The sequence below is a fragment of the Mesorhizobium sp. YL-MeA3-2017 genome (genome assembly GCF_030814575.1).
GTDB classification, from domain to species: Bacteria; Pseudomonadota; Alphaproteobacteria; order Rhizobiales; family Rhizobiaceae; genus Mesorhizobium; species Mesorhizobium terrae.
Genome location: NZ_JAUSVH010000002.1, coordinates 82,278 through 108,424 on the forward strand (window position 1 = coordinate 82,278; position 26,147 = coordinate 108,424).

Genomic DNA, 26,147 nt, shown 5'->3' on the forward strand with positions numbered 1-26,147 from the left:
TTGGCACAACAGACATCAAACTGCGGCCAGAACCGAATTTGCCTCAACATGTCGGGAAATCGGGAGTAAGTCGGTGTGATCGGAATCAATAATCCGCTTCTTACATTGGTGCTGGGCGCCATGATGGCGCGCATACTAGAGCCCCAGGGAAAACCTATATGAAAGTTCTGATCGCCGATGACCACTGGATGGTGAGAGAGTCTCTCAAGCAGGTCATCCGGCGTCTGCACAAGGCACTTGAAGTGTTCGAGGCGGCGACCTTCGGCGAGGCTTTGGCGCTGCTGCGCGCACACGCCGATATCGATCTAATGCTGGCGGATCTGATTATGCCAGGCTTCGACGAATTCGAAGGTCTGCGGAAGCTAAGAGACGAGTTTCCTGAGGTTCCTGTTGTCGTCGTTTCGGTACACGAGGATATCGAGCATGTTTTGCGTGCCGTCGAACATGGCGTCATCGGCTACATTCCCAAATCGTCAAGTGGCCCGGAGATAGAGCGGTCGTTTGAACGGGTGCTTGCCGGCGAGGTGTCTTTTCCGCGCCGCATTATCGAAACGGCGCCGGGATTGCGCGAGCGCCCAACTGCCGAACCAACCCCAGCCGTCCCGACTGATCGCAACGTCGGCACGCTGACCAACCGCGAACGCGACGTTCTGGGGCTGCTGGGCAAGGGATATTCGGTGAGCCGAATCGCCACGGACCTCGGTCTGAGCAGCCATACGGTTCGCGTTCATCTAGGCAATCTTATGAAGAAGCTCGGCCTGCGGGATCGATCGTCCACCATCCACTACGCCGTCAGCTTGGCCAATCTGCCGAAGTCGCCTGAGCCTCGATAGGTCCGAGCGACGTGGCCTCCACACTGCCCCCATACGTCGCTGCCATACTCGATAGCCTCGACTCCGTCGCCACGGGCATAGCCGTGTGGGATGCTGACCAGCGGCTGTCTTACGCAAATCGCCCGTTCCGCCACGCCTTCTATCTCGAAGGCCGGCGCGAGGACACCGAAGGCGAAGAAGGTCTCACATACCTTTCCGCACTGTTGATGGCCGCGCGATCGAATGAGTGGGTACTTCCGATGGCTGCAGATCGCTGGGCAGCTGCCCAATTGGGGGATTTCGGCTCCGACAAACGCAGTCATCAGGCGCTGGCCGACGGGCGCACCATAGAGATCGTGCAAAAACCCGTCCCCAGCGGGGGGATGGTGATGACCCTCAACGACATTACCTCGATGAAGCGAAGCGAGCATGCTTTGCGGGAGGCCAAGGAGTTGGCGGAGACTGCCGATGACGGCAAATCACGCTTTCTGCGCGCCGCAAATCACGATCTGAGGCAACCGCTCGCGACGCTCCGCATCCTAATTTACAACTGTATCGCCGAAGTTGACCACAGCCATCGCCAAGACATGCTGCATACGATGGACATTGCGGTGTCCATTATGGAGGATCTGCTTGGTGCGTTGCTGCAGATCGGCCAGTTGGATGCGGGCCAGATCCGGCCTCGCGTAGCCACATTCCAGCTCTTCCAAATTTTCCAGCGTCTCGACATACAGTTCCAGCATGTTGCCTCCCAGAAGGGCCTGCATCTGCGCTTCGTCGATTCGCGCAACGCAGTGGTATCCGACAAAGCGTTGCTGGAGCGCATCCTCTCGAACTTGGTGGCTAACGCGATTCGCTATACAGAAGTGGGAAAAGTCCTGGTTGGCTGCCGGCGCGTTGGAAAAAAACTGCGTATCGAGGTCTGGGACACCGGCTGCGGCATTGAAGCCGAAAACCTGCCAAGGATTTTCGATGAGTTCTTCCAAGTCGGGGACAGCAAGCGGCCGAAGAAGGCCGGACTCGGCCTGGGGCTCAACATCGTCACCCGCCTGTGCGGGCTTCTAGGCCACGAACTGGACGTCCGGTCAACGCCTGGTAAAGGTTCGGTTTTCTCGATTTCGTTGCCTCTTGGAAACATTTGGCACAGCGACATTGGCGAGCCCGAGATCAGCGAACGGATCGGCGGGGAATTCATGGGTATTTCGGTGTTGCTGGTCGAGGATGACGATACCTTGCGCCAGGCGACGCGAGACCTTCTGGAACGCTGGGGGATCCTTGTCCATGCCGCCAGCTCGAAGGAGGATGCCTGCCGTCTCATAGAAGACGACAACATCAGGCCCCGCTTGATCATCGCTGACTACAGCCTGCGCGGTGAGCACGGGACGACAGTTATCGCGACTATTCGCGACAGTTTGATGGAGCTCGTTCCCGGTGTGGTGGTTACCGCCGATACCGATACCCAGGTGATCAAGGCCATTAAGGGGGCAGGCTTTCCCGTTTTGATTAAACCCGTCAGTCCTCCAAGGCTGAGGGTACTGATGCACAAACTGCTCTTCGAATCAGAAGAACCGGCTGCACACGATCGCTAGCGGTCGATTTTGGGGGGACAAAGTATGCGCGGCAGCGCGGACGACAACGTGATCCCGATCGGCAGCATGGTTCCTCTGACGGGGCCGTCAGCCGCAGACGGCGCTGAGTTTCGCAATGGCGTTATGATGGCCGTCGATGAGATAAATGACCGTGGTGGCATTCTCGGCAAGCGGCTGCAGCCGATTTTTGCTGATACTAAAATGCAGACTGCGGAAGAGGTCACGGCGGCGGCGCGATGGCTGATTGACCGGCACCAGGTGCATGCGATTGTCAACGGTTACAATATCGGCACGCAGAACTCCGAATATGAAGCGGTCGCCGATGCGGGGATTCTCTATATTCATCACAACACGTTGCTGCAGCATCACGACACTGTAATCAGCGATCCCGATCGCTATTTCGGCTGCTTCATGGCCGATCCTGCCGAATATTGGTACGGCCAGGGGTTCATAAAATTCATTTCATGGCTACGCGATACCGGCCAATGGGTGCCGGAATCGAACCGCATCGCCATCGTCTCGGGGTCAAAGCCCTACAGTATCGTGATTGCCAATGCGATGGCGGCCGCCGCAGTGCAGTTCGGCTGGCAGCTTGCGTTCGGTCCACAGGTTGTTTTGACGCCGACGACAGAATGGCGGGACGTGCTCAAGCAGGTTCGTGCAGTGAAGCCTGCGGTCATCGCCAACACGCATTTCTATACCGGCGACCTTGCGCATTTTCACCTTCAATTCATGGAGGAGCCTACCAACAGCCTAGTCTATCTGCAGTATGGCGCCATGCATCAATCATTCAGCGACATTACTCAGGCCAAAGGGGTCGGCGTGATCGTCAGCACGATGATTGGCCTGTTGCGCGACGATATCGGAAAGCATTTTTCTGAACTCTATCTGGCACGCTTCGGGCAGGGCTCGACTCCACAAGTCGGCTGCCAGTCCCACACTGCCATGCACCACTATGCCGTCGCGGCCTCGATTGCTGGCGGCACCGGCGGGCCGGGAGACTTCGAACAAAACCGCAAGATCGCGCGTGCGCTCCTTCAAACCGTGTATCGAGGTGTCGTGGGCTGCGTCCGGTATCATCCGGATTGGCAGGCAGCAGTTCCCTATCCGGATTTTGTGCAAGATCCGTCTCTAGGCACGCCACACCTCTTCTACCAGGTTCATAGCCAAAAAGGCGTTTTGGGGTTGGTCGCACCAGAGCCTTATAATACCGAGCGGTTCGTCGTGCCGTCGTGGTTCTCAACATGACCGATACGCATCGATGACTATCTGCCCGAACTGGCGTCCTCCCGGCACCGACGGCGTGGGCAAGGGAGGTCGAGGTTGCGGCAATGATGCAGATCAGGTGCTTCTTGACCATAACGACAAAAGGCGCTCGTCGAGGGCGGGGAGCGCGATGTCGGCGAAGCAGTCGTACAGGATACAAGCCTAATAGCAGCCCTGAAAATGCCGGTTACCGCAGGCGCAGTCACGACGACATCATCCACCCGGCTCGCCAGAAGGCGGAGGTGACCCAGATCGAGAATATGAAAGCCAACGCCTTCGTCGTTGACGAGGAGACCGGACAGCCGGTCGGTCGACCGTGGGGGTCGCCACCTTTTTGAGATGGCCCGGGCGGACCTAGGCCGCCCGACCGACACCAGCTGAAGTCAGTGCTCCGCGAGGTCTATTGGTCGAGACCCAATGAGATCACCGCACAACCATAGCCCTCAAGCTGCATAATGCCGGCTACGGCGTGGTCGGTTAAAAAGTCCAAACCAGGGGGCACCCCCGGGACAGCCACCGGAACGTCGATAGTGTTTTGAATGAACATCAATTTGCGATCTTCGGCTTCGCGGATCGATACTTCCACACCAGTTGGCAGTTCAGGAAGCAAAGGCACGACACCCGCCCTGGTTAGGACGACATCCGCTATGGCTTCGGCAAGCTGCTGGGTGAGATAGGTGCCGACATAGACGACGCGGCCTTTGCCGAGTTGGCGGGACGTGATCGCCGGCTGTCCGGCGCAAAAACGGTTGGACCATGTGCCGAGAACCTCTGTGTCGGGCTCGACCTCCAGCAGTTCGTAGAGGTGAGCGGCCTCGAATTGCCTGTTGCCGAAGGTGAAGTGATATTTGCGCTCCGCCGACGAGGCGGGCAGCGGCGACGGCGGCGCATAAGCGCCCAGCGCGGCTTGGCGGAACAACGGAAACAGGCCGGTGCTGCCTTCCCCAGCGAGACGGCCGAACTCGGCGACCTTGACGCCGCTCAGCGCCGAAAGCCCATGCCCTGGCGCCTGCTCTCGCACGATGTGGTTGTTCTCGTCCCGGGTACCCGTCAGCGCCGAAAGGATCAGCGTGCCGCCGTTGCGGACGAAAGCCTCGATCGCGGCATTCCATTCCTGTTTCCACATAACCCAATGCGGAACATAGAGCGCCTTGAGCCGTGACAGGTCGTCTTCGGGATGGATGAAGCCGCAGGCAATGCCCTGCTGGTAGCAGTGCCGATGCAGAAACGTGGCGTCTTCGAGCGGGCTCGGCAATCCCATCGGATAGGTCTTGTGCGCCTCCTGGTTATCGAAATCCGCGCCGGCGATACCGACATCCATGCGCACCACCGTGCCTAGGATCTGCTCCTTGATGGCGGCTATCTCGTGGAAGAACCGGCTCGCCTCGTCATAGCGGCGGCGCGGCACGTCGTCGTGGTCGATGATACCCATCCAGTAAATCTCGGCGCCGAAATGCGCCGGGCGCCAGCGGAAAAACATGATGCCGTCGGCGCCGCGCGCAACCGAGGTCATCGCCATGCGGCGCATCTCGCCAGGCTCCGGCGTCATGGTCGAGAAGCCCGGCTGGCTGCCGAAGCCCGAGGCCTGCTCCGGCACGATATAGTTGCCGGAGTAGGCGCGGCAGATGTCGAGATGCAGCGCCTGCGTGGTCGCATGCCCGCCGGTGCGCCGCATTTCGTCATACAGCATCGGATAGATGTCGAAGCCGATGAAATCGAGGTCCTGTCCGAACTGGCCGCGGAAATCGATGTCGGCGAGCTGGCCGAGATTGTGGAAGACGAACCAGTCCGGATTGGCGGCGCGCAGGATCTCGACCTGGTCGTGCTGGAAAGCCGCCGTCGCCGCGGCCAGGAAGCGATGGTAGTCCTGCACCTGCCCGGGGCTTGGATAGGATGGCATCAGCGGCCGCGGCAGGTCGATCTGCGAGAAATCGTCATAAGCCGTCGCCCAGAAATGGCCGCCCCAGGCGAAATTCAGCGCGCCGATGGCGCCGTATTTGCGCTGCAGGAATTTCTGGAATTCCAGCCGGGTCGAGGGCGCGAACGACTCCGAAACCGTCGTGTTGAGCTCGTTGTCGGTCTGCCAGCCGATGACGCGAGGATTGTTCCTGTAGTGCTCGGCCATGGCGCGCGTGATGCGGCGGCTGTGAGCGCGAAAGACCGGGCTGGTGGTGTCGGCGTGCTGACGCGATCCATGGCTTGCGCGGTGGCCGTTGACGTCGACCCGCAACACCTCGGGATAGTTGACGGTCAGCCAGCGCGGCGGCGTCGCTGTCGGCGTGCACATGATCGTGTCGATTCCGACAGCGCCGAGAACCTCGATTGCCCGGTCGAACAGCGCGAAGTCGAATTTGCCTTCATGGGGCTCGAAAATATGCCAGGCGAACTCCCCCATTCTGACCGTGTTGACGCCGGCGGCAAGCATCAGCTCGGCGTCGCGCCGCCAGCAGCTCTCGTCGACATGTTCGGGATAGTGCGGTGCTCCCAGAAGGAAGCGGTCGAGATTGAGCGGTCGCCAAACCGAAAGCGGGGCGGGCTTCTTGCGCTGCATGCGGATGATACTCTTGGATGCGGGGGTCAGGTTGAGGGAACGGGTTTTCGCGGCGTCAGCGTGCGGCCATCGGGTCCGAACAGATAGGCGTCGGCGATCTCGAAGCCGGCCGTCAGCCGGGCGCCGACATTGATGGGCGACACCTTGTTGAGCTGGACCGTGAAATTGCCGGTGCCGCTGTCCGAGTTGGTCGCCTGGAGGGGAGAGGCATCGAGGTAGAGAACCGTTTCCCGCCCGAGATGTTCGACCAGCCGGACCTGGCCCGGGAACGATGCCTGGCCTGCGTCCGCCCGCTCGAGCACATGCAGGTTTTCCGGTCGGATTCCGACGGTCACCGCGTCGCCAGCCGAAATGCCGGTCGCATCAATGTCGCCGAAGGCAAGCGCCGGCATTCCCGCCGCCGTCAGCGTCAGGCTGGCCGCGCCGACGGTTTCCACCCGCGCTTCGATGAAGTTCATGCGCGGCGCGCCGAGAAAGCCTGCGACGAAGATGTTTGCCGGATTGGCGTAGAGCTCGAGCGGCGAGCCGACCTGCTCGACCCGCCCCTTATTCAGCACCACGATCCGGTCCGCCATGGTCATGGCCTCGATCTGGTCGTGGGTGACATAGACCATGGTGGAGCCGAGCTGTGCGTGCAGGCTGGAAAGCTCTACCCGCATCTGGGTGCGCAGCGCCGCGTCGAGGTTCGACAGCGGTTCGTCGAACAAGAACACTTCCGGCGATCGGGTGATGGCGCGGCCGATCGCGACGCGCTGGCGCTGCCCGCCCGACAATTGCCTCGGGCGTTTGTCCAACTGTTCCTCGAGACGAAGGATCTGCGCCGCGCGCTTGACCGCGGCATCGATCTCGGCTTTCGGTCGTTTGGCCATCCGCAAGCCGAAGCCCATGTTTTCGGCAACGCTCATATGCGGGTAGAGCGCATAGGACTGGAACACCATGGCGATGCCGCGATCGCCCGGCTCTTCCCTGGTGACGTCGCGCCCGTTGATCACGACCTGGCCGGAGTTGATGGTCTCAAGTCCGGCGATCGTCTTCAGCAAGGTCGACTTGCCGCAGCCGGACGGGCCGACCATGACGACGAACTCGCCCTTTTCGATCGCCAGGTCGATCGCCTTCAAGGCGTGATAGCCGGCATAGTGCTTGTCGACCTTGCGCAATTCCACGCTGCTCATCGCGAGGCGCCTTTCCGTGTTTGCCGGGCGGGTCGGTGTCGTCCGGTCAGGTTTCCTGGAGCGAAGATCATCCCTTGACCGCCCCCATGGTAAGGCCGCTGATGAAATGCTTCTGCATGAGGAAGAACATGACGACCGGAGGCATCGCGACGAAGATCGTGGCCGCCGAGACGATGTTCCAGGCCGACGTCCATTCGCCGCGCAGATTGTTCAACCCGGCGGTGACCGGTTTGACCGCATCGCTCTGGGTCAGCACGATCGCCCAGAAATAGTCGTTCCAGATGAAGGTGAAGGTGAGGATGGCGAGCGCCGCCAGCGCCGGCCGCACCAGGGGAACCACCACATGGCGCAGAACCTGATATGGCGACGCGCCCTCGGCGCGCGCCGCCTGGAACAATTCGCCGGGCAGGGCCGCGATGAAGTTGCGCATGAAAAGCGTCGCAAAGCCGGTCTGGAAGGCGATGTGGAACACGATCAGCGCATAGACGGTGTCGTAGAGGCCCAGCCTCACCATCAGGTCGCGCACCGGGATCATCATGACCTGGGCCGGCAGGAAATTGCCGCCGACGAACAGCGCGAAAATGAGATTTGAGCCACGGAACGGATAGCGCGACAGCACGAAGCCGGTCAGTGTCGACAGGATCAGCACGCCGACTACCGAGGGAATGGTGATCAGCAGGCTGTTGAGGAAGAAGCGCAGCATCGCGGTCTGTTCGAAGACCGCGGTGTAGTTCTCAATAAGGCTGAATTTCTGCGGCCACCCCCAGTAGTTGCCCGCCATCAGCTCTTCGTTGGAACGGATCGACGTCAGCATGACGGCAAAGAGCGGCAACAGCCACAGCGCGACGACCAGGGTCACACCGCCGACATAGAGCGCGCGCTGGATCTTCGCGTCCTCGGGGATCGGGCGCGGGTACATCAGGCGTTGCTCCGTTCGGCCTTGATCAAGCCGCGCAGGTACCAGGCGATGAAGCTGATCATGATGGCGAAGAGAACCGTCGCGATCGCCGCGCCATAGCCGAAGCGGTAGGAAAAGATCGATTCCTCGTACATCTGGTAGGCGAGCACCGTCGACGAGCCGTAAGGGCCGCCGGTGGTCATGACCGCGACCATGTCGAAGGATCGCAGCGCGCCGATCACCGTCACGGCAATGGCGATGAACCCGACCTGCGACAGCTGCGGCAGGACCACATGGCGCAGCATGCGCAAGCCGCGCGCGCCGTCGACGCGGCCGGCGCCGATCAGGTCCTCGTTGAGGTTGTTCAGCCCGGCGAGGAACAGCACCATGCAAAAGGCGATCTGCGGCCACAGTGCTGCGGCGGCGACCGCGAAGGTGGCGAAATTCTCGTCGGAAAGCAGCGCCGGCGCGGTGGCGCCGAACAGGCCGAAGATCAGTTGCAGCAATCCGTAGGTCGGATCATAGACCCAGCCAAAAACAACGCCCACCGTCACCGTCGCCAGCACCAGCGGGACGAAGAACAGCGATTTCAGGATGCGCATGCCGCCAATCTGCTGGTTGACGATCAGCGCCAGCGCGAGGCCGATCGGCGGCGCCAGCATGAAGATCAGCAGCCAGATAATATTGTTCTTGAGCGAGACGTAGAATTGCGGGTCGTCGGCCAGCTCGACATAGTTGGCGAGGCCGACCCAGGTCTTGACGCCGATACCATCCCAGTCATGCAGCGAGATCCAGACCGTCTCGACGGAGGCGGCAACAATGACGAGGCTGAACAGGATGAGGCCCGGCAGGAGGAACAATGCCGGCGTCAACCAATGACGATTTCTGCGCCAGAAGCGGGGCATCGGAATTCATCCAAAAAGGAGACGGGACCGCCGGGGAGAGGCGACGGCCCGTCAGGTCCGGGAGGACTAACCGAAGATTCTTTTGCGGGTCTTTTCCAGCCGCTCGAGGATCTGATCGCGCCGCTCGGGCTTGACCATGAACTCCTGCAGCCCCGTCATGCCCTCCTGGGCCATGTCCGGATCGGTATCGCGATCATAGTATTGCGACGTCCCGACCACCTTCTTCAGTTCCTCGACAGCGGCGTTGACCAGCGGATCCTTGCTTGGCGGGCAGTCGTTGCGTGGCGGAATGGCTCCCTCGGCGGCGAGGAAGGCGCCAAGATTTTCCGGCTTGTAGAAGTAGGCGAGGAAGTCGCGCGCGCCCTGCTTGTTCTTCGCGTTCGCAGGGACGTGAATTGAGTTGACCGAGAAGTCCTCATACCTGGCGACGCCGGGAGCGACTTCGGGGAATGGCGCGTAGGCGAGCTGCGGAATGTCGGCCTCGGCGAAAGCGGACCTGATGAAGCCGCCGAGGTCCATCATGGCGGCCTTCTTCTGAGCCAGCGCCGCCCCCGCCTGCTCCCAACCGAACGAGCTGTGGTTTGGCGAGAAGAAGCCAGCCTTGATCAGATCGTTCCATTTGTCGAAGACGGGGGTCAGCATAGGGTCGGTATACTGGACCTTGCCGTCCATCAGCGCGATGTGCTTGTCGAGGCCATTGATGCGCAGGTTCATATGGTCGAACCAGCCGCCGGCCGGCCACAGTTCCTTTGTGCCCATGCTCATCGGGATCATGCCCGCCGACTTCGCGGCCTCGCCGAAGGTGAGAAAATCGTTCCAGGTTTTCGGCGGCGTCCAGTTGTGTTCGGCAAAGACATCCTTGCGGTAGAACAGGCCCCAGAGCAGGCCGCCCATCGGCAGGCCATACTGCTTGTCGCCGACGGTAACCGCACTTGTCGTGGCACCAAGCACGCTCTTGTAGTTCTCGCGGGCAAACAGATCGGAGATGTCGTCGAACAGGCCCTTGTTGACGAACGCCTTCATGCGGTTTCCGGAAAACCAGAAACAAATGTCGGGAGCACCGACGACGAGATAGCTGCGGATCGCCGTCTTGTGCGCCTCGTGGTCCATGTTGTTGATGACGACCTTGGCGCCGGATTTGGCCTCGTATTCAGCCGCCAGCCTATGCAGGATGTCGCGTTGTCCGGCATTGCTGAGGTTGGAGATGATGGTGATTTCCTGCGCCTGCGCCAGGGCCGGCAAGCAAAGGCCGCCGGTGGCGGAAACAGCCAGGGCCGCACCGGTGCCCTTCAGGAAACGGCGCCTTGTCGCGGACAGAGTTGTGACGTCGATGGCCATGGCTTTTGTCTCCTCCCTGAGAACAGCCGGATTTCATTTGAACCGAGGCCACTCGTAGCGTATGCAGGTGAAATCGGTCAATAGTTAATTTACAAAATTAATAATGAGAGTTCGATGAAGCTAAAAGGCGATCAGCAGACGTCGCGCGCCATGAACCGACGGCTGATCCTCAACATGATCCGCGCCAATGGGCCGATGAGCCGAGCCGATATGGCGACGCGAAGCGGTCTCAGCCCGGCCGCGGTGACTTTCGTGGTTTCCGAGTTGCTGGCAGAGAATATCTTGGTGGAGGGAGAAGCCAGCCTTGGCGCCCCCGGGCGGCGGCCGATCCCGATCAACATAAATTATGCCGGCCGCCTCGTTGTCGGGTTCAAGCTGATGGTGGGTGCGATCGATTGCGTGCTGACGGACTTAGCCACGACCCCCCTTGTTTCCAAAAGAGTGCCTGTGCCAGATCAGTCGCCGCAAAGTACGGTGGAAGCCTGCGCCGCTGCCGTAGGCCAGTTGCTTGCGGAACGCGCCGCGCCGACCGGTGCGCAACTCAGCGGCATCGGCATCGCCGTGCCGGGGGTCATCGACAATGGGGTATGCCGGCTCAGTCACCGGTTCGGCTGGATCGACGTGCCGATAGCGGCGATGCTCGCCGACCTCGTGAACGTGCCCGTCTGGGCCGACGACGATACCAACGCTTTCGCGCTCGCGCAGCAATTGTTCGGGCTCGGCCGCCATCACCGCACCGTTGGCGCCTTGGCTATCGGCGCGGGCATCAGTTGCGCGGTGGTGATCGACGGTTCGGTCCATCGCGGCGCGAATGGAGCCGCGGGCAAGCTTGGTCACTCCATCTACGATCCGACTGGGCCTCTATGCGAGTGCGGCCGCCGCGGATGCCTTCAGATCTTTTTTTCCGAACCGGCATTGGTGAAACGATGGCGCGAGGAGAAGGGCGTTCAGGGCGACGTTGACCGTCACGACATGCTCGCAGCGGCGCAGTCCGGCGACGAGACGGCCCTGAACCTGTTGCGTGAAGCAGGCGAAGGCATTGGCAGGTTCTTGGGCGGGTTTTGCAACACCATCGATCCGGAGGTTATCGTTGGCGGTGGCGAGGCGGTCACATTCGGCGACTATCTCTTCGAACCGATGCGTGACGCTCTGAGGCGTCATGCCATGTGGACGCCGCCGCCGATCACGCCGGACTGGGCAGACGACTCCTGGGCGCGGGGGGCCGCCGCACTCGCAACCCAGAGGCTGTTCGATTTCGAGAGCAGGCCTGGTGAGACTGGCGGCGTCGCATAAAGGTCACGATTAAAGCAACTATCGGTTACGGTCGAAATGACTGCCGATGAAGGCCCTGCATCTGCCTGACGCTGGATTACCAAACACCTGTTCCGGTGCGCCGTCTTCCTCAACCATGCCTTGGTGAAGAAAGACCACTCGTGATGACACTTCGCGCGCAAAGCCCATCTCGTGGGTTACAATAATCATGGTACGGCCTTCTTCGGCAAGTCCACGAATGACCCGAAGCACGTCTCCCACCAACTCAGGATCCAGTGCAGACGTCGGCTCGTCGAACAATATCGCACGCGGGCGCTGAGCCAACGCACGTGCAATCGCGACACGTTGCTGCTGACCTCCGGAAAGATGATTCGGCCAAGCGAATCTCTTGTCCGCCAGCCCGACCTTCTCAAGCAGGACCATCGCCTCTTCTATAGCTTCAGAACGGCGCCGTCCCTGCACATGCAGCGGCGCCTCAATAACGTTTTGCAAGACAGTTCGATGGGGCCAGAGATTGAAGCTCTGGAATACGAAGCCAAGGTTTCTCCTGATGCGACGAACGGTATTAGCCTCAGACTTCGAAAGCTTCTTGCCGAGATACATCAAGCGATCGTCACCGACGGCAACCTCACCATAATTTGGAACTTCCAGCATCGGAATGCAGCGCAGAAGCGTACTCTTACCCGATCCGCTCGCGCCAATAATGGATATGACATCGCCATCGTTCGCCGTTAGGTCGATGCCACGCAGTACCTCGTGCTGACCGTATGACTTGCGAAGGGATTTTATAGAAACCGCCTCAGGTACATTTGACGACTTCATCGTGCATCTCGGAATAACCAGGGAGAAAGACGCCTCTCGACTTGCGCGAATGACCACGTCACAAGCAGAGATAGAACGAGGTATATTATAGCCGCGCATAGAAATACCTCTATAGCGCGCCAAGTCTGCCTAACCGCTGCACTAGCTATGCCTGTGACTTCCATCAGCGTGATGGTGGACACCAGGGCCGTGCCCTTCAACAACGCTACAACCTCACTGGAGTAGGCCGGCAACGCCTGTCTAAGTGCGATCGGAAAGCTGATTCTTCTGAACGCTTCCCAACGGGTCATACCGACCACCTTGGCTGCTTCGCGAGATCCCTGTGGGACGGCGCGAAAAGCGCCTCGGAGGATCTCGGAGGTGTAGGCTGCATCATTTAGGATCAGAGCTAGCAAACCACACCAATATGGCTCCCGCAGCAATGGCCACAGAAAGCTTCCACGGACGAATGGCAGGGCGCTGAGACCGTAGTATATTACAAAAAGTTGAATTAGCAGCGGCGTGCCACGGAACAAAAATACGTAGGTGGAAGCTACGGAGTTTCCCAATGGAGTTGCGCGTATTGCATTTAAGACGAGGGCTAGGCAGCCACCCCCAATGAGGCCAAAGACTGTAAGGTTCAATGTTAGTGGCAATCCCGACAGAAGCTTGTACACGATATCGATCATAAAGGCGGAATCCATCATGCCACCTTCGTTTCGACGTGATACCTTATCGAATGCTCCGCGATACGGGTGATTTTGTCGGACACCGTTGTTATCAATAGGTAGATTACTGCACCTACACCTGCAAAAAGAAGGTATTCACGTGTTGTGCCGGAGGCGATGGCAACCTGCCTCATTGTCTCAACGAGGCCAGTGACCGAGACAACTGCTGAATCTTTCACCGTTCCTTGCCACTGGTTTCCCATTCCGGGTATTGCGGTGACGAGCGCTTGAGGGGCAATAACTCTTCGAAAAAGCCCCAGTGGGGTCATGCCGACAGCGACGCCTGCTTCTATCGTACCCTTGGGCACCGCCTGATAGGCCCCCCGAAGAACCTCCGATTGGCTGGCTGAGGATATAAGCCCGACGGCGAGCGCGCCTGCTGCAAAAGCGCTGACTTCGAGGGGCCCCTGCATGCCAAGTGCTGTTCCAACAAAGGTGATCGCCTGCCTGCCACCAAAAAAGAACAGGTAAATTATCAAAATGTCGGGCACGCCTCGGAATACGCTTACGTATGCCGAGGCAGCCACCTGGACCGGTTTCGAACCTGAAATCCTTGCCCATGCCACCAGAGTTCCGACCAAAAGCCCGATGCCGAAAGCAGTGAACGCAACCAAAAACGTCATGAACCCGGCCTGCGCAAAGACCCAGCCCCAGCCGTCGGGCCCAAAGCCGACCAGTGATAGCTTCTCGATCATAGGTTGTTCAGAGATGAGGAGACAGATCGCGGCCGAACCATTTCACGGTCAGTTTCTTCAGGCTGTCATCCGTGTACATTTCTTTTATTGCGGCATTGATTGGGTTCAGGAGCTTGCTATTTCCCTTCTGCACAACAATGCCCATTCCATCACCAACCGGCCCGCCAGAATACCCCGGCCCGACGACTTCGGCCGTGTCCTTGTTTTTCGCAACAAAATCGGCGGTGCTTGTCTCTGCCGCGACGACAGCGTCGACACGGCCAGCTTGCAGATCCTGGTAGGCCTGAGGAACTCCCACGTACTGCCGGATCTCAACTCCTTTATCGCCAAAATATTTCTTGACGAAGTCGAGTTGGGTGCTTCCCGCTTCAACACCAATGACCTTCCCCTTGAAGGCTGGGACGACTTGGGAATCGATGAAGACCTGCGCCTCGGGCTTGGCAAGGTTTACGTTGCCGCCTGTGTCGGGAACTTTGATGCCGCTTTCCTTGGAAACGACGAATGATGTTGCGTCCGATGTGTAGGGCAGCGAGAAATCAACAACCTTCAGGCGTTCATCGGTGATCGTGACGCTATAAATGATGGCGTCGAATTTCCCGTCCATCAGACTTTGCATCATGCCGTCCCAGGCCATCTGGCGCACTTCGTATTCAAATTTCGTGCGCTTCGATATTTCTTGGAGGAGATCAATTTCAAATCCGTAGAACGTACCGTCCGGCTTTGTCATGTCGTAGGGGGCAAAATCGCCGCCTGTCACGAAGACGTATTTCTTCTGGGCTTGCGCCAACGAAATACTTGGCCCCGTAATGCTGAGCGTGGCGGCAGCCAATACTTGAATGAACTGTGATCGCGTAATGTGCATTGAAACACTCCTCCCCTTGAACCAGAACTCAGCAGTAGGCCGTGATGCGCGGCCGAAGCTCAATCAGCCGAGCACTTGGAATTATCCAAACTTATGTCGTACTCCCCGCACACTTGATACCCGGCCGCCACAAGGCGATCTGCATCTTCTGTGCTTAGATCCAGTTCCGTTCTCTACCAGATGGCCGGGAAGTTGAGTGTCGCTCCTTGATCCCCTCAAGGACGACTACGCTGCTCATCCATTTCCTGCTTTTTGTACGTTATGTCGCCGGAACGGTAGTTCAATTTTTTGGTACGAGCAACATGTTTTTTTTGACACCCCCCCCAGGAGCTCTTGTCCGTCGGCGGGCCAATCCCAATCGCGCCGCTGACTGCAGGTGCGATGAGTAAAGCGGCCTCGGCGGCCGACTGCAAACGTGGCAATCGGGTCCTCAGTCTCGTGAAGCTGTGGCCCTCGGCCGTCGCGAAGGTTAGGCGAGATCAGCACCCACCACCGGGAGCTTCATGGAGATCATCGCTTACTCTGCCGACGATTCAGGGGCCATTCTGCAAAGGCATTCGAGTTGCGGCGGATGAGGTCGCCAGCCTTGCCAGTGCAACTAAGACGCGGTTTACGCGCATGGGTGAGACTTCTGCTTGGTTCGATGGGAACCTGGCACGTGGTCGATACGGAGCTACCCTGCTCAAAACATTGGAGGAGTTACGGCACAGGCCACGACAGCTACCGTCTTGCCGACATTTTTCAGCCGATATGGTACGGCGCTAAGGATGTGGAAGCCCCCGCCTGCTTCAATTCGCCGAACGCCCTCACTGGTCTCGAGTTCCATTACCCCGTCGATAATTAAAGCTGCTGTCTCACCTTCATGGGAAATATGCGCTTTGCCGGTATCTGTTCCCGGCGAATAGTGTTCAATGAACATCTGAAGTCTTTTGTCTCGCCTTTCGCTGCCCATCACCCGCATATCAACCTTCCCGCGCGTAACCGCCGCCATATCCTTGGCGTCGTATGCGAGCACGTTTTGCCTTGATGCCGGCAGCGCGAAAAAGTCCGCCATTGATATGGGGATTGCATTCAAGATTCTGTGGAGCGAAGCGAGGGATGGGGCGTGCGATTCCTGCTCTATCAAGGAAACTGTCGAGTTTGTCACCTTTGCGCGCTTCGCCAATTCTCGTTGCGACAAGCCCGCTTGCTCGCGAACGACCTTTAGGCGGGCCCCGACGGCCAAGTCGTTGGCCTCGCTCTTTGCACGCGATTTCGCCGAAACAGCCTCGCTCACGTCGGCATGTGTCTCAGCACCCTTAGTAACTTTCACAATGTTCTCCGCCGTGGCCTGACCGATGATTCCCTATATAGTGCGAGCAGCGTCAGTGAAAGTTGCGTGTACAAAAAATTGAACACGCTAGGGGCAGCGAGGCGCCTTGCCTTTCCTCATGTATGGAGGGCCCTCGTGGGCATGAGGCAATTGGCAAATACGGCGCAAGGTAGGCGCCTCATCGCACCTTGTGCCGCAGTCGGCAGCCTGTATTCCAGAGCCTGGGGCTCAGAACGGCCCAACGGGCAGTCTTGGCCGACTGGCGCGAAACGACCTTGGTCTAACCGACTGATCACCAACCCGCCCCTGCCAGCGGTTTTCACGATCTGCTTGTCCAGCCCGCTGATGTCGTCATCCTCGGCGTGGTCTTTTCATTGTGTTGGCGGCAGCGAAACAATCGTAGCGTACCGGAAATGGACCACCTGGTCCGAAACGCGAACGTGAACTGCCCACATCCCAGGCAGAGGGTTCCAAGATGTCGAGTTCGCCGAGACGTCTGGCCGATCGCTAAACGCCCCGAACAAGCATGCTTTCGTCGATGTCAGCGAGCGTTCGGCATCCGCTGAGGTCCATCGTCATCGCAAGTTCATCTGAGAGTATTTGCATCATCTGCATGGCGCCCTGACGCCCACCGGCTGCGGTCGCATAAAGCATGCTGCGTCCGACCAGTACTGCCTTGGCTCCCGCTGCGATGAGCTTAAAAATGTCGCTTCCGCGCTGGATGGAGCTATCCGCGAGCACTGTTAGCTCGTGACCGACGCTATCGGCGATCTCTTTGAGAACCTCGATCGGCGGGACCGCGCTATCGAACATGCGGCCGCCGTGATTTGATATCACGACACCCTCGGCCCCGATATCTGCCGCCTTATGCGCATCTTCCTTCCGCAGAATGCCTTTGATGACGAGAGTTCCCTTCCAATGCTCTCGGACGTGGCGAACATGGTCCCAATTAAGCTCAGGCATAAGATTAAGGGATGGACCGCCACCGCGTCTCAAGAGGTTCTTTCTGTATTTTTGCGGATAGTTGGCGAAATTCGGAAGGCCACTGGTGGCCAGATACCGCCCAAGCACTCCGCACGCCCAAACAGGATGCAGAGCCACGTCAAAAATATTCTTTGATGAAAGCCGAAATGGAATGTCGAAACCGTTTCTCCTGTTGAATTCGCGTTTCGGCATCACAGGTGTGTCAACGGTAAGGACGAGCGTCCGCGATCCTGTTGTCCATGCTTTGTCCATCAACTCGTAAGAAACGGCCTCGTTGTCCCAGAGATAAAGCTGGAACCAAACCGGTACGGGACTTGCGCGTGCGATTTCTTCAACGGACGTAATTGCTTCTGTAGCTGCGCAGAACGGAATCCCGAAGTCTGCGGCGGCTCGCGCTAGTTCGATCTCACCGCGATAGTGAACCAGACCGGCAAAAGCCGTGGGACTCACGATCAAGGGCGTTACAAATTCAGATCCAAATAGGCATACACTCGTCGAGCGAGGTGTGGCCGCCCCCCGCAAGACGTATGGCCGGATCTTAACGCGATCAAATGCTAGCCGATTTGACTTCAGCGCTCGCTCATCTTCAGCGCCACGATCAATATATTCAAAAATGCCGCGTGGCAGTCGACGCTTGGCAATCGCGCGAACCTCCATAAAATTCTGAAAGTCCAGAGAGTTACTGAGCACTCTGATCCTCATCGTGAATATGAGTCATATTATAAACGGATAGTTTGCATATTCGCCGCCGACATCCGGATTTGCGTCACACAAAAGCGCTTTCAAAAAAAAGGCCGTTCGATGCTGGCCGTTGAACCGCCTGCAGTTCTGGCAACGCATTGGCAGGTGGATGTGACCACGCCCGGCCTGCGTCGATGCAGCGACAAGTTCACCGAGAGCTGAGTTGGCGTTCGTACGCCAACAACTTTGCCAGTTGCGATCGCATAGCTTCGGTTACCTGCGTCGATGCATTCTTATTTGGAAGTCGGACGGGACCGACGTCGAAGCCAGCAATAGCCTGCGCGGCCTTCATTGGACCGGGATTTGGTTCCGAATAAACTGTTGTAATGAAGTTTGACAGACGTGCCAGCTGCCGTTGCGCGCCAGCCAAATCACCACTGTTCGCGGTCTCAAAGATCTCTACCCATGTGTGTGGAAGGATATTACTGGATGCGAGCACGCCTCCGACCGCGCCCAACGCAACCTCAACGGCAAACAGGTCCTCGTCTCCCGACATGATAGCGATTTCAGACCCAACGAGATTTAGCAGTTTTGTGAAGAGAGCTTGATCTGGGTTAGAGGCCTTCATCGCGAAAATCGATCCGTCGTCGACAATCGACCTGACCGTCTCAGGCTGGGTGGCAACAAGCGTCAAATATGGGATATCATAGAGCATGACGGCTTGGCCGAAAGCGTCGGCGACCGCTTTGAAATAATCTCTAATCCCTTGCTGTGTCGGAGCGGTACCGAATGGCGTGATCACCATCAACGAATCCGCACCGGCATCAAGAAAAGCGCGCCCAGCCTTAAGGGTGTCAGGAAGCCCAGGGGTGACAACACCGGCCACAACCGGAACCCGACCGTTCACGGCCGCTACAGTCGCCTTAACCACCTCTGTCCGCTCCTCAAGCGTAAGGGCGGCCCCCTCACCCGTGCCGCCTACGGGAACCAGCCCCGTCATGCCTGCGCTCAATAGAACCTCAACCTGTTGCGGGATGGCCGCCGCGTGCAACTGACCGTGTGTTGTAAGTGGTGTGGTCGTTGCAGTGAACAGCCCACGGATCGAGTCCTTGCTTAGCGTCATCGAAGCTCCCTCTCTAGGCAGAATCAGCGCGGCAGCAAAGTGCCGCCAAGGCTAAGTTCGGCTCGAATTGAACCGGCATTGTCTGGGCGATTAAGGTGTCTGCGACAATAGTCGGCGACACGCTGTTCCGCTAGGGGGCTGTTCGAAAAAATATGTTGTATGTTGAAATTTTTCGACATACGTTGATCAAAGTTGGATACAGAGGGGCGGCATAAACTCAGTCGTAAGCGCCATCCTGGAGGCACGCTCCAGCGCTTGGAGCTTCGCCACTGCTGCGCGGAAAACCGCGGCGAGTCAAATTACACCAAAGGTATTCTGTGAAGTTCACGCAATCGGTTGCCGGGTAGGGCTTGGCGACGGCAACCTCGAGCGGCTTTCGGAAAGCTTAGCGCGATCAAGGAGAGGCCCGGCGCAGCTCTGTCTCAGCTCTTCGGCACAGTCAAAAGACTGCGACAAGCTTCAAAACGGGCAAGAGGAGAAAGCAATGCAGTTTCAACATGAATTTGATCGGCTATCAGGAACGCTGTTCGTCGAGGGGCAGTATGTAAAAAGCAAATCGACGGAGCAGATTTCTGTGATCGATCCGGCTACGGAAGATCGCATCGCCGAAATCTCTAGCGCGTCTGAAGGCGAGACGGACGATGTTATGGACATCGCCAATGCGGCTCGTAACAGGTGGCTTGCCTTCGATCCTCGCACCCGGTCCACAATGCTGCATGAAGTTGCCGCGAGAATTCGTCGCGATAAGGCAATCTACGGGTACTTTATGACTCGTGAGGAAGGAAAGCCTTTCAAGGAATCGGTCGACGAAACTTCGTGGTGTGCGACGGCGATCGACTACTACGCAGAACTGGGCCGCCATGATGCCGGCCGCGTTGCGGGAACCACGGTGCCGGGTCAATTTCACTATTCGATCAAGGAGCCGCTTGGAACGGTCGTCATCATTCTTCCCTTCAATTTCCCTCTCGTCCTCATGTGTTGGGAACTCGCGGCAGCGCTCGCGGCTGGGAACTCAGTGATCGTCAAACCCCATGAGCAGACCACAATCACGACCCTGAAATTCATGGAGGTTTTTACCTCCCTTCCAAAGGGGCTTGTCCAGGTTGTCACTGGCGGGCCTCGTGTGGCCCAGCAACTGGTCAGGAGCCGCAAAACCCATTGCATCGCCTATACCGGCTCTGTTCCAATCGCACAGGAGATCATGAGGGCCTGCTCGGAGACATTCAAGCCTGTCCTTATCGAAGCATCCGGCAATGACCCATTCATTGTTATGCCTTCCGCTCCCCTCGACGTAGCTGCGCGTGCCGGCGCGTTCGCTGCGTATCTAAATTGCGGCCAAGTTTGCACTTCTGCAGAACGTTTTTACGTTCATCAGGATATCCACGATGAATTCGTGGAGCGCATGGTGGTTGAAGCAAAAAGGCTGCGGATCGGGAATGGCCTCGACGCAGTCGATATTGGTCCTATGGCGACGTCTCGTCAGAGGGATCGATTTGAAGCACTTCTATCGCGCGCACGGCTTGAAGGTGCGAAATTTGCGACCGGCGGCAACCGGCCGGCTAGTCTCAACCGTGGTTGGTTCGTTGAGCCGTCCGTGCTGACTAATGTCTCGCCGGATTCAGAGATTTTGAATGGCGAATCTTTTGGACCTGTAGCGCCCATCTGTAAGGTTGCAAGCTTTGAGGAAGCCCTCATGCTTGCAAATAGATCTGATTTCGGGCTTGGGGCCACTTTGTATTCCCGGGATATGCGTGAAGTCATGCGCGCTGTGAACGAGATCGAAGCAGGAATGGTCTGGGTAAATGCGCCCGTTCTCGATAATGACGCATTGCCGTTTGGCGGGCGGAAGATGTCAGGTGTAGGTCGGCAACTCGGGCCAGAAGGCCTGGCACAATTTCAAAGCTCGAAGTGGGTGATGATCGATCCCGAAGCTCAAACGCAAGACTTCTGGTGGTTCCCCTATGCTGAAGCAGAGGCCTACAAAATGCCCAGCGACAATAGCTTAGTGTAGGCACCGCGATCCGCTAGGTCTTCACCTTCGACGTAGGCGGTTTTGCAAGGTGCATCACTTTCTACGTGGCTGACCAGCTTCAACATTCGCCAGAGGAGGCCGAAGAGTGGGCAGAACGCTCGTCATGGAGGCGCGCGGCCAGACCGGAAAACACCGTCATCGGGCCCTCGCCCGCACAGACAGATATAGCCATTCTTTCCGGGCCCCGGGGCTCCGGACTGTCACCGCTTGCAATCCGTACAGTACCACTGTACAGATCGTACAGTGGAGAACAAACGAAATGCCGAAGGCTCCCAAAGGCGGCCAGACCCCGATTAAGAACAAGGGCGGTTCAGTAGCCGCCGCCGTCCAAGAGGTGCTCGGCATGCGGCTGAAGAGCCTTCGCCTGGCCCGCAGGCTTTCCCTGCGCGACCTCGCAGAGGCGACCGGCACCAGCGCCAGCTTCATCAGCCAGCTCGAACGCGGCCTGACCGGCGCCAGCACGGCATCGCTCAACCAGATGGCTTCGGCGCTCGGAGTCAGCGTCGCGCTGCTGTTTGCGGAAAGCGCGGCTCAAAATCACCATGGCGTGCTGCGGCGCAGCGAGCGGCCAAGCCTGCCGCCGAGCGACGGTTGCCGCAAGATGCTGCTTTCGCGGCCTCCGCTGAGCGACATGGAAGTCTATGTCGGCGAGTTCGAAATCGGCGGCTCGACAGGTTCCGGCCAATACACGCATGGCGATGCGCATGAGATGCTGATCGTCCTGCGCGGCGTCGTCGAGGTCTCGCTCGGCGAGGCGCGCCATGTCCTCGAAGAGGGCGACAGCGTCGAATACACCACCTCCACCCCGCATCGCACGGAGAACATCGGCAGCGGCCGGGCCGAAGTGATGTGGATCATCGCGCCGCCGACCTCGGCGCGCGCCGAGCTCGACCAATACACGACCTGGAAACCGCCCGCCGCCAGGTAACCGATCAAACGCGGGCATGAATGGGAGAGATACAGTGATGTTGAAGTCGAAACTTGCAGGTCTTGGCGCCGTGCTGGCGCTTGGTCTTCTGGGCACCGCAGCACTTGCGCAGGACAAGCCCGTGGCGGGCGAGGTGAAGGAAGGGTCGCTGAAAGGCAAGACCCTGACCTTCGTCTCCTATGGCGGCATCTACCAGGACGGCCAGGCGGCGGCGCTGAAGGACTTCGTCGACAAGTCCGGCGTGAAGCTGCTCAATGACGGTCCGACCGAGATCGCCAAGCTGCAGGCGCAGGTCGAATCCGGCAATGTCACCTGGGACGTCGTCGATACCGACGACCTGCCGCCTTACGTCTATTGCGGCAAGCTGTTCCAGAAGCTCGATCCGACGAAGCTCGACGTCTCGAAAATCCCGGAAGGCCAGGTCGGCGAATGCTCGGTGCCGGCGATGAACTACGGCGTCGTGCTGATGTACAACAAGGAGAAGTACAAGGATAATCCGCCCAAGAGCTGGGCCGATTTCTTCGATACGAAGAAATTCCCGGGCGTGCGCGGGATCGACGGCTCGGGCAGCCCCACGGGCGGCCTGCTCGAGCAGGCGTTCAAGTATGCCGGCGGCGACCCGAAGGCGATGACGGTGGCCGATATCGACAAGGCCATCGATGTGGTCCGCAAACTCGGCCCCGATACCATTTTCTGGAAGACGGGCGCTGAATCGCAGCAGCTCGCCGAATCCGGCGAGGCCGACATGCTGATGATGTGGACGGGCCGCGCCATGACCGCGGTCAAGAACGGCGCCAAATACGCGCCAGCCTGGCAGGATTGGCTGGTGGTGATGGACCAGATGACGATCCCGGTCGGCGTCAAGGATACGGACGCCTCCTATGCGCTGATCAACGCCTATCTCGGCAAGAATTCCCAGGAAATCCTGACCGAGAAGACGTCCTACACGCCCATCAACAGCGAGGCGCAGCCCAAGGTCGACGATTCCGTCGCGGCCTTCCTGACCAACACGCCGGATCGCCAGAAGCAGGGCTACAAGCAGAACTTCAAGTTCTGGGTGCCGAACTTCGCCGTGGCGCAGGAGAAGTGGTCCGCGCTGATGGCCGGCAACTGACCGGCTGAAGGAGAGACCCGTGAGCGCGCTCGAACCGACGACGCCTTCGGCCCCGCAACGGGTGGGTTGGGCATGGCGGCCGTACGCGCTCACGCTGCCGGCGCTCGTGCTGCTGGCCGCGGTGATCGGCTATCCGCTGATCACCATCGTGCTACGCAGCCTGTCGGAGCCGCAATGGGGCCTGCAGAACTACACCTGGTTCTTCGGCGCTCCGGTCAATCTGACGGTGCTCCAGCGCACCTTCACCATCTCGGCCTGGGTGACGGTGGTCTGCGTGCTCTGCGCCTATCCATACGCCTATCTGATGACCGCCGTCGGGCCGCGCGTGCGGCTTGTCCTGGTGCTCTGCGTCCTGATCCCGTTCTGGGTAAGCGGCGTGGTGCGCACGCTTTCCTGGGTGATCCTGCTGCAGGATTCCGGCGTCATCAACTCCCTGCTCAGGGCGGCCGGTTTCGACGGCGTCCGGCTGATCCGCACCCAGACGGGCGTGGTGATCGGCATGGCGCAGGTGCTTCTGCCCTTCATGATCCTGCCGCTCTATTCGGTGATGAAGGGCATCGATCTCAGGTTGGTGCAGGCGGCGCGAAGCCTCGGCGCGCGGCCATCGCGCGCGTTCTTCACCGTCTATCTGCCGCTGTCGCTGCCCGGCGTCTATGCGGGCGCGATCATCGTCTTCATTCTGGCGCTGGGCTTCTACATCACGCCGGCGCTGCTCGGCGGACCGCGCTCGACCATGCTGTCGACTCTCGTGCAGACGCAGGTGCTCAGCCTGCTGCAGTGGGGGCGCGGCGGCGCGATGGGCGTGGTGCTGCTGGTCGCGACCTTCGTGCTGCTGGCGCTGGCAGCACCCGTGATGCGGTCGAGGCATCGGGAAGCGGGGCGACGCTGATGGAGATGAAGCCGCTCACCCGCGTCATCCTCGGCCTCGTCTGCCTGCTGGTGGCGATATGGCTGGTGGCGCCGACACTGGTTGTCGTGCCGATGTCGTTCAACGAGAACAAGTCGCTCGCTTTTCCGCCGCAGGGCTTTTCCTGGCAGTGGTACCAGAACTTCGCCACCAACCCGGAATGGTCCTCCAGCTTCCTCAACTCGCTCAAGGTCGCCTCGCTGGTGGCGGTGCTGGCGACGGTGCTCGGCACGCTCGCCGCCTTCGGTCTCGACCGCATGAAGGCGCGGCCGGCCAATCTCTTGCGCATGCTGATGCTGACCCCGATGGTCGTGCCGGGCGTGGTTCTGGCGATCGGCATCTACGCCGTCTATCTCGATGCGCAGCTGGTCGGCACGCTGACCGGCTTCGTGCTTGCGCATACCATTCTGGCGCTGCCCTTCGTGCTGATCGCGGTCTCGGCCAATCTCGAAGTGTTCGACAGGCGGCTGGAGACGGCGGCGGCAAGCCTCGGCGCCGGCGCGCTGACCACGTTCCGTACGGTGACGCTGCCGCTGATCCTGCCCGGCATCCTGTCGGGCCTGCTGTTCGCCTTCGCCACCTCCTTCGACGAGATCGTGGTGTCGCTGTTCATCACCAACCCCTACCTCAAGACGTTGCCGGTGCAGATATTTTCCTCGATCACGCGCGATGCCGATCCGACGGTCGCGGCCGTTGGCACCATCCTGTTGTTCGCCACCACGATCCTGATCGGCGGCGGCATGCTCCTCCTTGGCCGCGAGCGGAAGGGACGCCTATGAACCCGAGACCGGAAAATCGGGGCGCCGCGATCGATCTCGACACGGTCAGCAAGGCCTATGGCGCCTTCAAGGCGCTGGACGGCGTATCGCTCAGGATCGAGCCGGGCGAGTTCATGACGCTGCTGGGGCCGAGCGGCTCGGGCAAGACGACGACGCTCAATGTGATCGCCGGCTTTACCGACGTGACCAGCGGCAAGCTCTCGGTCGGGGGGAAGAGCGTCGTCGGCGTGCCGGCGCACAAGCGCAATATCGGCGTCGTCTTCCAGCACTACGCGCTGTTCCCGCATATGACGGTCGGCCGCAACGTCGCCTATCCGCTGACATTGCGCGGCATCGCTCAGGACGAGCGCAAGAAGCGGGTCGCGAAAGCGCTCGACATGGTCAAGATGGGCGATTTCGCGCATCGCTATCCGAGCGAGCTTTCCGGCGGCCAGCAGCAGCGCGTTGCTCTCGCGCGCGCCATCGTCTTCGATCCGCCTCTGCTCCTGATGGACGAGCCGCTCGGCGCGCTCGACAAGAAGCTGCGCGAATGGCTGCAGCTCGAGATCAAGCGCATCCACCGCGAGCTCGGCACCACCTTCGTCTATGTCACCCACGACCAGGAAGAGGCTCTGGTGCTGTCGGACCGGATCGCCGTGTTCAACCGCGGGCGCATCGAGCAGGTCGGCACCGGCCGCCAGCTCTATGACGAGCCGGCGACGTTGTTCGTCGGCCGCTTCATCGGCGATTCCACCGTGTTGCGCGGCGAAGCGAAGAGCGATGGGAGCAGCACGGCACTGACCGTTGCCGGCGAGACGGTCGCCGCGCCGCGCCGCCTCAATGGCGAAGCCAGTCCGGTGATGCTGCTGCGGCCGGAGAAACTTGCCATCCGCCGGCCGGGACAGGATGCCGCCGGCACGAACCGGCTGTCGGGAACGATCGCCGAGGCGATCTATCTCGGTTCAGGGTCGAAATACGAAGTGAGGCTCGGCGACGACTCGACCGCGATCGTGCGCTCGCCGCTCGCCGGCGACAGTTTCGGCCTCGGCGAGAAGGTCGAGTTGTGCTTCGATGGCGCCGATGCGAAACTCCTGCCCGACGACAGCACAGCCGACACCACACTCACCTGACCCATTCCCAAAACGGATATTTCTACCACGCAAGTCGAACGCAACGGCGACATCTCCCTCTGGTATGCGGATCTTGTCGACGAGGCGATCCCGGTGCCGACTGTCGACCCCCACATCCGCGAGAAACGCGGGAATGCACCTTCGAGAGATCGCCGAGTCGAAAGGCGGCAATTGTTTGCTTGTCATTGTCCAACCGTCGGTTCGGACGGAACTATCCGCTTGTTGATCGACCCAACTAACGGCGCGCACGCGGGGCTTGCTCAAGGGCTTCAGCACCCTGCGCGACGGC

22 protein-coding genes are annotated in these 26,147 nt (G+C 59.5%); 10 read left to right on the forward strand and 12 right to left on the reverse strand.

The genetic code is table 11. The features are described 5' to 3' along the window. Positions 1 to 158: 158 nt before the first annotated feature. The 3 genes from QFZ88_RS26580 to QFZ88_RS26590 are packed head-to-tail and all read left to right on the forward strand — an operon-like array spanning position 159 to position 3,649. On the forward strand, positions 159 to 833 hold the full coding sequence (locus QFZ88_RS26580) for a response regulator (RefSeq protein ID WP_179654363.1): 675 nt from the start codon (positions 159 to 161) through the stop codon (positions 831 to 833). Positions 834 to 844: 11 nt separating this feature from the next. Then, entirely contained in the window at positions 845 to 2,401 is a 1,557-nt protein-coding gene (locus QFZ88_RS26585) for an ATP-binding protein (protein ID WP_179654361.1), read from the forward strand. A 24-nt stretch (positions 2,402 to 2,425) separates the two neighbouring features. Then, entirely contained in the window at positions 2,426 to 3,649 is a 1,224-nt protein-coding gene (locus tag QFZ88_RS26590; RefSeq protein ID WP_210271203.1) for an ABC transporter substrate-binding protein, read from the forward strand. A 418-nt stretch (positions 3,650 to 4,067) separates the two neighbouring features. Here the strand turns inward: QFZ88_RS26590 and QFZ88_RS26595 are convergent, their stop codons facing one another. The 5 genes from QFZ88_RS26595 to QFZ88_RS26615 form a co-directional block, all read right to left on the reverse strand. Then, positions 4,068 to 6,218 (reverse strand): beta-galactosidase, encoded by a 2,151-nt coding sequence (locus QFZ88_RS26595; RefSeq protein WP_179654359.1) that lies wholly within the window; start codon positions 6,216 to 6,218, stop codon positions 4,068 to 4,070. Between the two features lie 26 nt (positions 6,219 to 6,244). Then, positions 6,245 to 7,390, reverse strand: coding sequence for an ABC transporter ATP-binding protein (locus QFZ88_RS26600; protein WP_179654357.1), 1,146 nt, complete (start codon positions 7,388 to 7,390; stop codon positions 6,245 to 6,247). Positions 7,391 to 7,457: 67 nt separating this feature from the next. Then, positions 7,458 to 8,309 (reverse strand): carbohydrate ABC transporter permease, encoded by an 852-nt coding sequence (locus tag QFZ88_RS26605; RefSeq protein WP_179654355.1) that lies wholly within the window; start codon positions 8,307 to 8,309, stop codon positions 7,458 to 7,460. Continuing rightward, entirely contained in the window at positions 8,309 to 9,193 is an 885-nt protein-coding gene (locus tag QFZ88_RS26610; protein WP_179654353.1) for a carbohydrate ABC transporter permease, read from the reverse strand. Before QFZ88_RS26610 ends, QFZ88_RS26605 begins: the two co-directional genes overlap by 1 nt. Positions 9,194 to 9,259: 66 nt before the next feature. Continuing rightward, positions 9,260 to 10,531: an ABC transporter substrate-binding protein gene (locus tag QFZ88_RS26615; protein ID WP_179654351.1), complete on the reverse strand. Its 1,272-nt coding sequence runs from the start codon at positions 10,529 to 10,531 to the stop codon at positions 9,260 to 9,262. A gap of 114 nt (positions 10,532 to 10,645) precedes the next feature. On the opposite strand from QFZ88_RS26615, the gene QFZ88_RS26620 reads away from it, so the two are divergent. Continuing rightward, the gene (locus QFZ88_RS26620; RefSeq protein ID WP_179654349.1) at positions 10,646 to 11,824 is read left to right on the forward strand and encodes an ROK family transcriptional regulator; all 1,179 of its coding nucleotides are present in this window, start codon (positions 10,646 to 10,648) and stop codon (positions 11,822 to 11,824) included. Between the two features lie 18 nt (positions 11,825 to 11,842). On the opposite strand, the gene QFZ88_RS26625 is transcribed toward QFZ88_RS26620, so the two are convergent. From QFZ88_RS26625 to QFZ88_RS26655, 7 genes are all read right to left on the reverse strand, one after another. After that, positions 11,843 to 12,625: an ABC transporter ATP-binding protein gene (locus tag QFZ88_RS26625; protein ID WP_065997013.1), complete on the reverse strand. Its 783-nt coding sequence runs from the start codon at positions 12,623 to 12,625 to the stop codon at positions 11,843 to 11,845. After that, on the reverse strand, positions 12,622 to 13,311 hold the full coding sequence (locus tag QFZ88_RS26630) for an ABC transporter permease (protein ID WP_307420754.1): 690 nt from the start codon (positions 13,309 to 13,311) through the stop codon (positions 12,622 to 12,624). The genes QFZ88_RS26625 and QFZ88_RS26630 overlap by 4 nt, the downstream gene beginning before the upstream one ends. Then, positions 13,308 to 14,027 (reverse strand): ABC transporter permease, encoded by a 720-nt coding sequence (locus QFZ88_RS26635; RefSeq protein WP_179654347.1) that lies wholly within the window; start codon positions 14,025 to 14,027, stop codon positions 13,308 to 13,310. The genes QFZ88_RS26630 and QFZ88_RS26635 overlap by 4 nt, the downstream gene beginning before the upstream one ends. A 7-nt stretch (positions 14,028 to 14,034) precedes the next feature. Further along, positions 14,035 to 14,889 (reverse strand): substrate-binding periplasmic protein, encoded by an 855-nt coding sequence (locus tag QFZ88_RS26640; RefSeq protein WP_179654345.1) that lies wholly within the window; start codon positions 14,887 to 14,889, stop codon positions 14,035 to 14,037. 682 nt (positions 14,890 to 15,571) lie between these two features. Beyond that, the gene (locus QFZ88_RS26645) at positions 15,572 to 16,201 is read right to left on the reverse strand and encodes a helix-turn-helix domain-containing protein (RefSeq protein WP_245317461.1); all 630 of its coding nucleotides are present in this window, start codon (positions 16,199 to 16,201) and stop codon (positions 15,572 to 15,574) included. A gap of 507 nt (positions 16,202 to 16,708) precedes the next feature. After that, positions 16,709 to 17,875, reverse strand: coding sequence for an alpha-hydroxy acid oxidase (locus QFZ88_RS26650; protein WP_179654343.1), 1,167 nt, complete (start codon positions 17,873 to 17,875; stop codon positions 16,709 to 16,711). A gap of 199 nt (positions 17,876 to 18,074) precedes the next feature. Next, complete coding sequence (locus QFZ88_RS26655; RefSeq protein ID WP_065997379.1) at positions 18,075 to 18,989, reverse strand: dihydrodipicolinate synthase family protein; 915 nt, start codon at positions 18,987 to 18,989, stop codon at positions 18,075 to 18,077. 484 nt (positions 18,990 to 19,473) lie between these two features. On the opposite strand from QFZ88_RS26655, the gene QFZ88_RS26660 reads away from it, so the two are divergent. From QFZ88_RS26660 to QFZ88_RS26685, 6 genes are all read left to right on the forward strand, one after another. Next, a complete protein-coding gene (locus QFZ88_RS26660; protein WP_179654341.1) occupies positions 19,474 to 21,000 on the forward strand; it encodes an aldehyde dehydrogenase family protein in 1,527 nt (508 codons plus the stop codon). Between the two features lie 280 nt (positions 21,001 to 21,280). Further along, on the forward strand, positions 21,281 to 21,949 hold the full coding sequence (locus QFZ88_RS26665) for a helix-turn-helix domain-containing protein (RefSeq protein ID WP_373426416.1): 669 nt from the start codon (positions 21,281 to 21,283) through the stop codon (positions 21,947 to 21,949). Between the two features lie 37 nt (positions 21,950 to 21,986). Beyond that, positions 21,987 to 23,063 carry an extracellular solute-binding protein gene (locus QFZ88_RS26670; RefSeq protein WP_179654339.1) on the forward strand — a complete coding sequence of 359 codons (1,077 nt, stop codon included), beginning with the start codon at positions 21,987 to 21,989 and terminating at the stop codon, positions 23,061 to 23,063. A 19-nt stretch (positions 23,064 to 23,082) separates the two neighbouring features. Further along, a complete protein-coding gene (locus tag QFZ88_RS26675; RefSeq protein WP_179654337.1) occupies positions 23,083 to 23,952 on the forward strand; it encodes an ABC transporter permease in 870 nt (289 codons plus the stop codon). Continuing rightward, positions 23,952 to 24,749: an ABC transporter permease gene (locus tag QFZ88_RS26680; protein ID WP_179654335.1), complete on the forward strand. Its 798-nt coding sequence runs from the start codon at positions 23,952 to 23,954 to the stop codon at positions 24,747 to 24,749. Before QFZ88_RS26675 ends, QFZ88_RS26680 begins: the two co-directional genes overlap by 1 nt. Then, positions 24,746 to 25,858, forward strand: coding sequence for an ABC transporter ATP-binding protein (locus tag QFZ88_RS26685; RefSeq protein ID WP_179654334.1), 1,113 nt, complete (start codon positions 24,746 to 24,748; stop codon positions 25,856 to 25,858). Before QFZ88_RS26680 ends, QFZ88_RS26685 begins: the two co-directional genes overlap by 4 nt. The last annotated feature ends 289 nt before the right edge of the window (positions 25,859 to 26,147 follow it).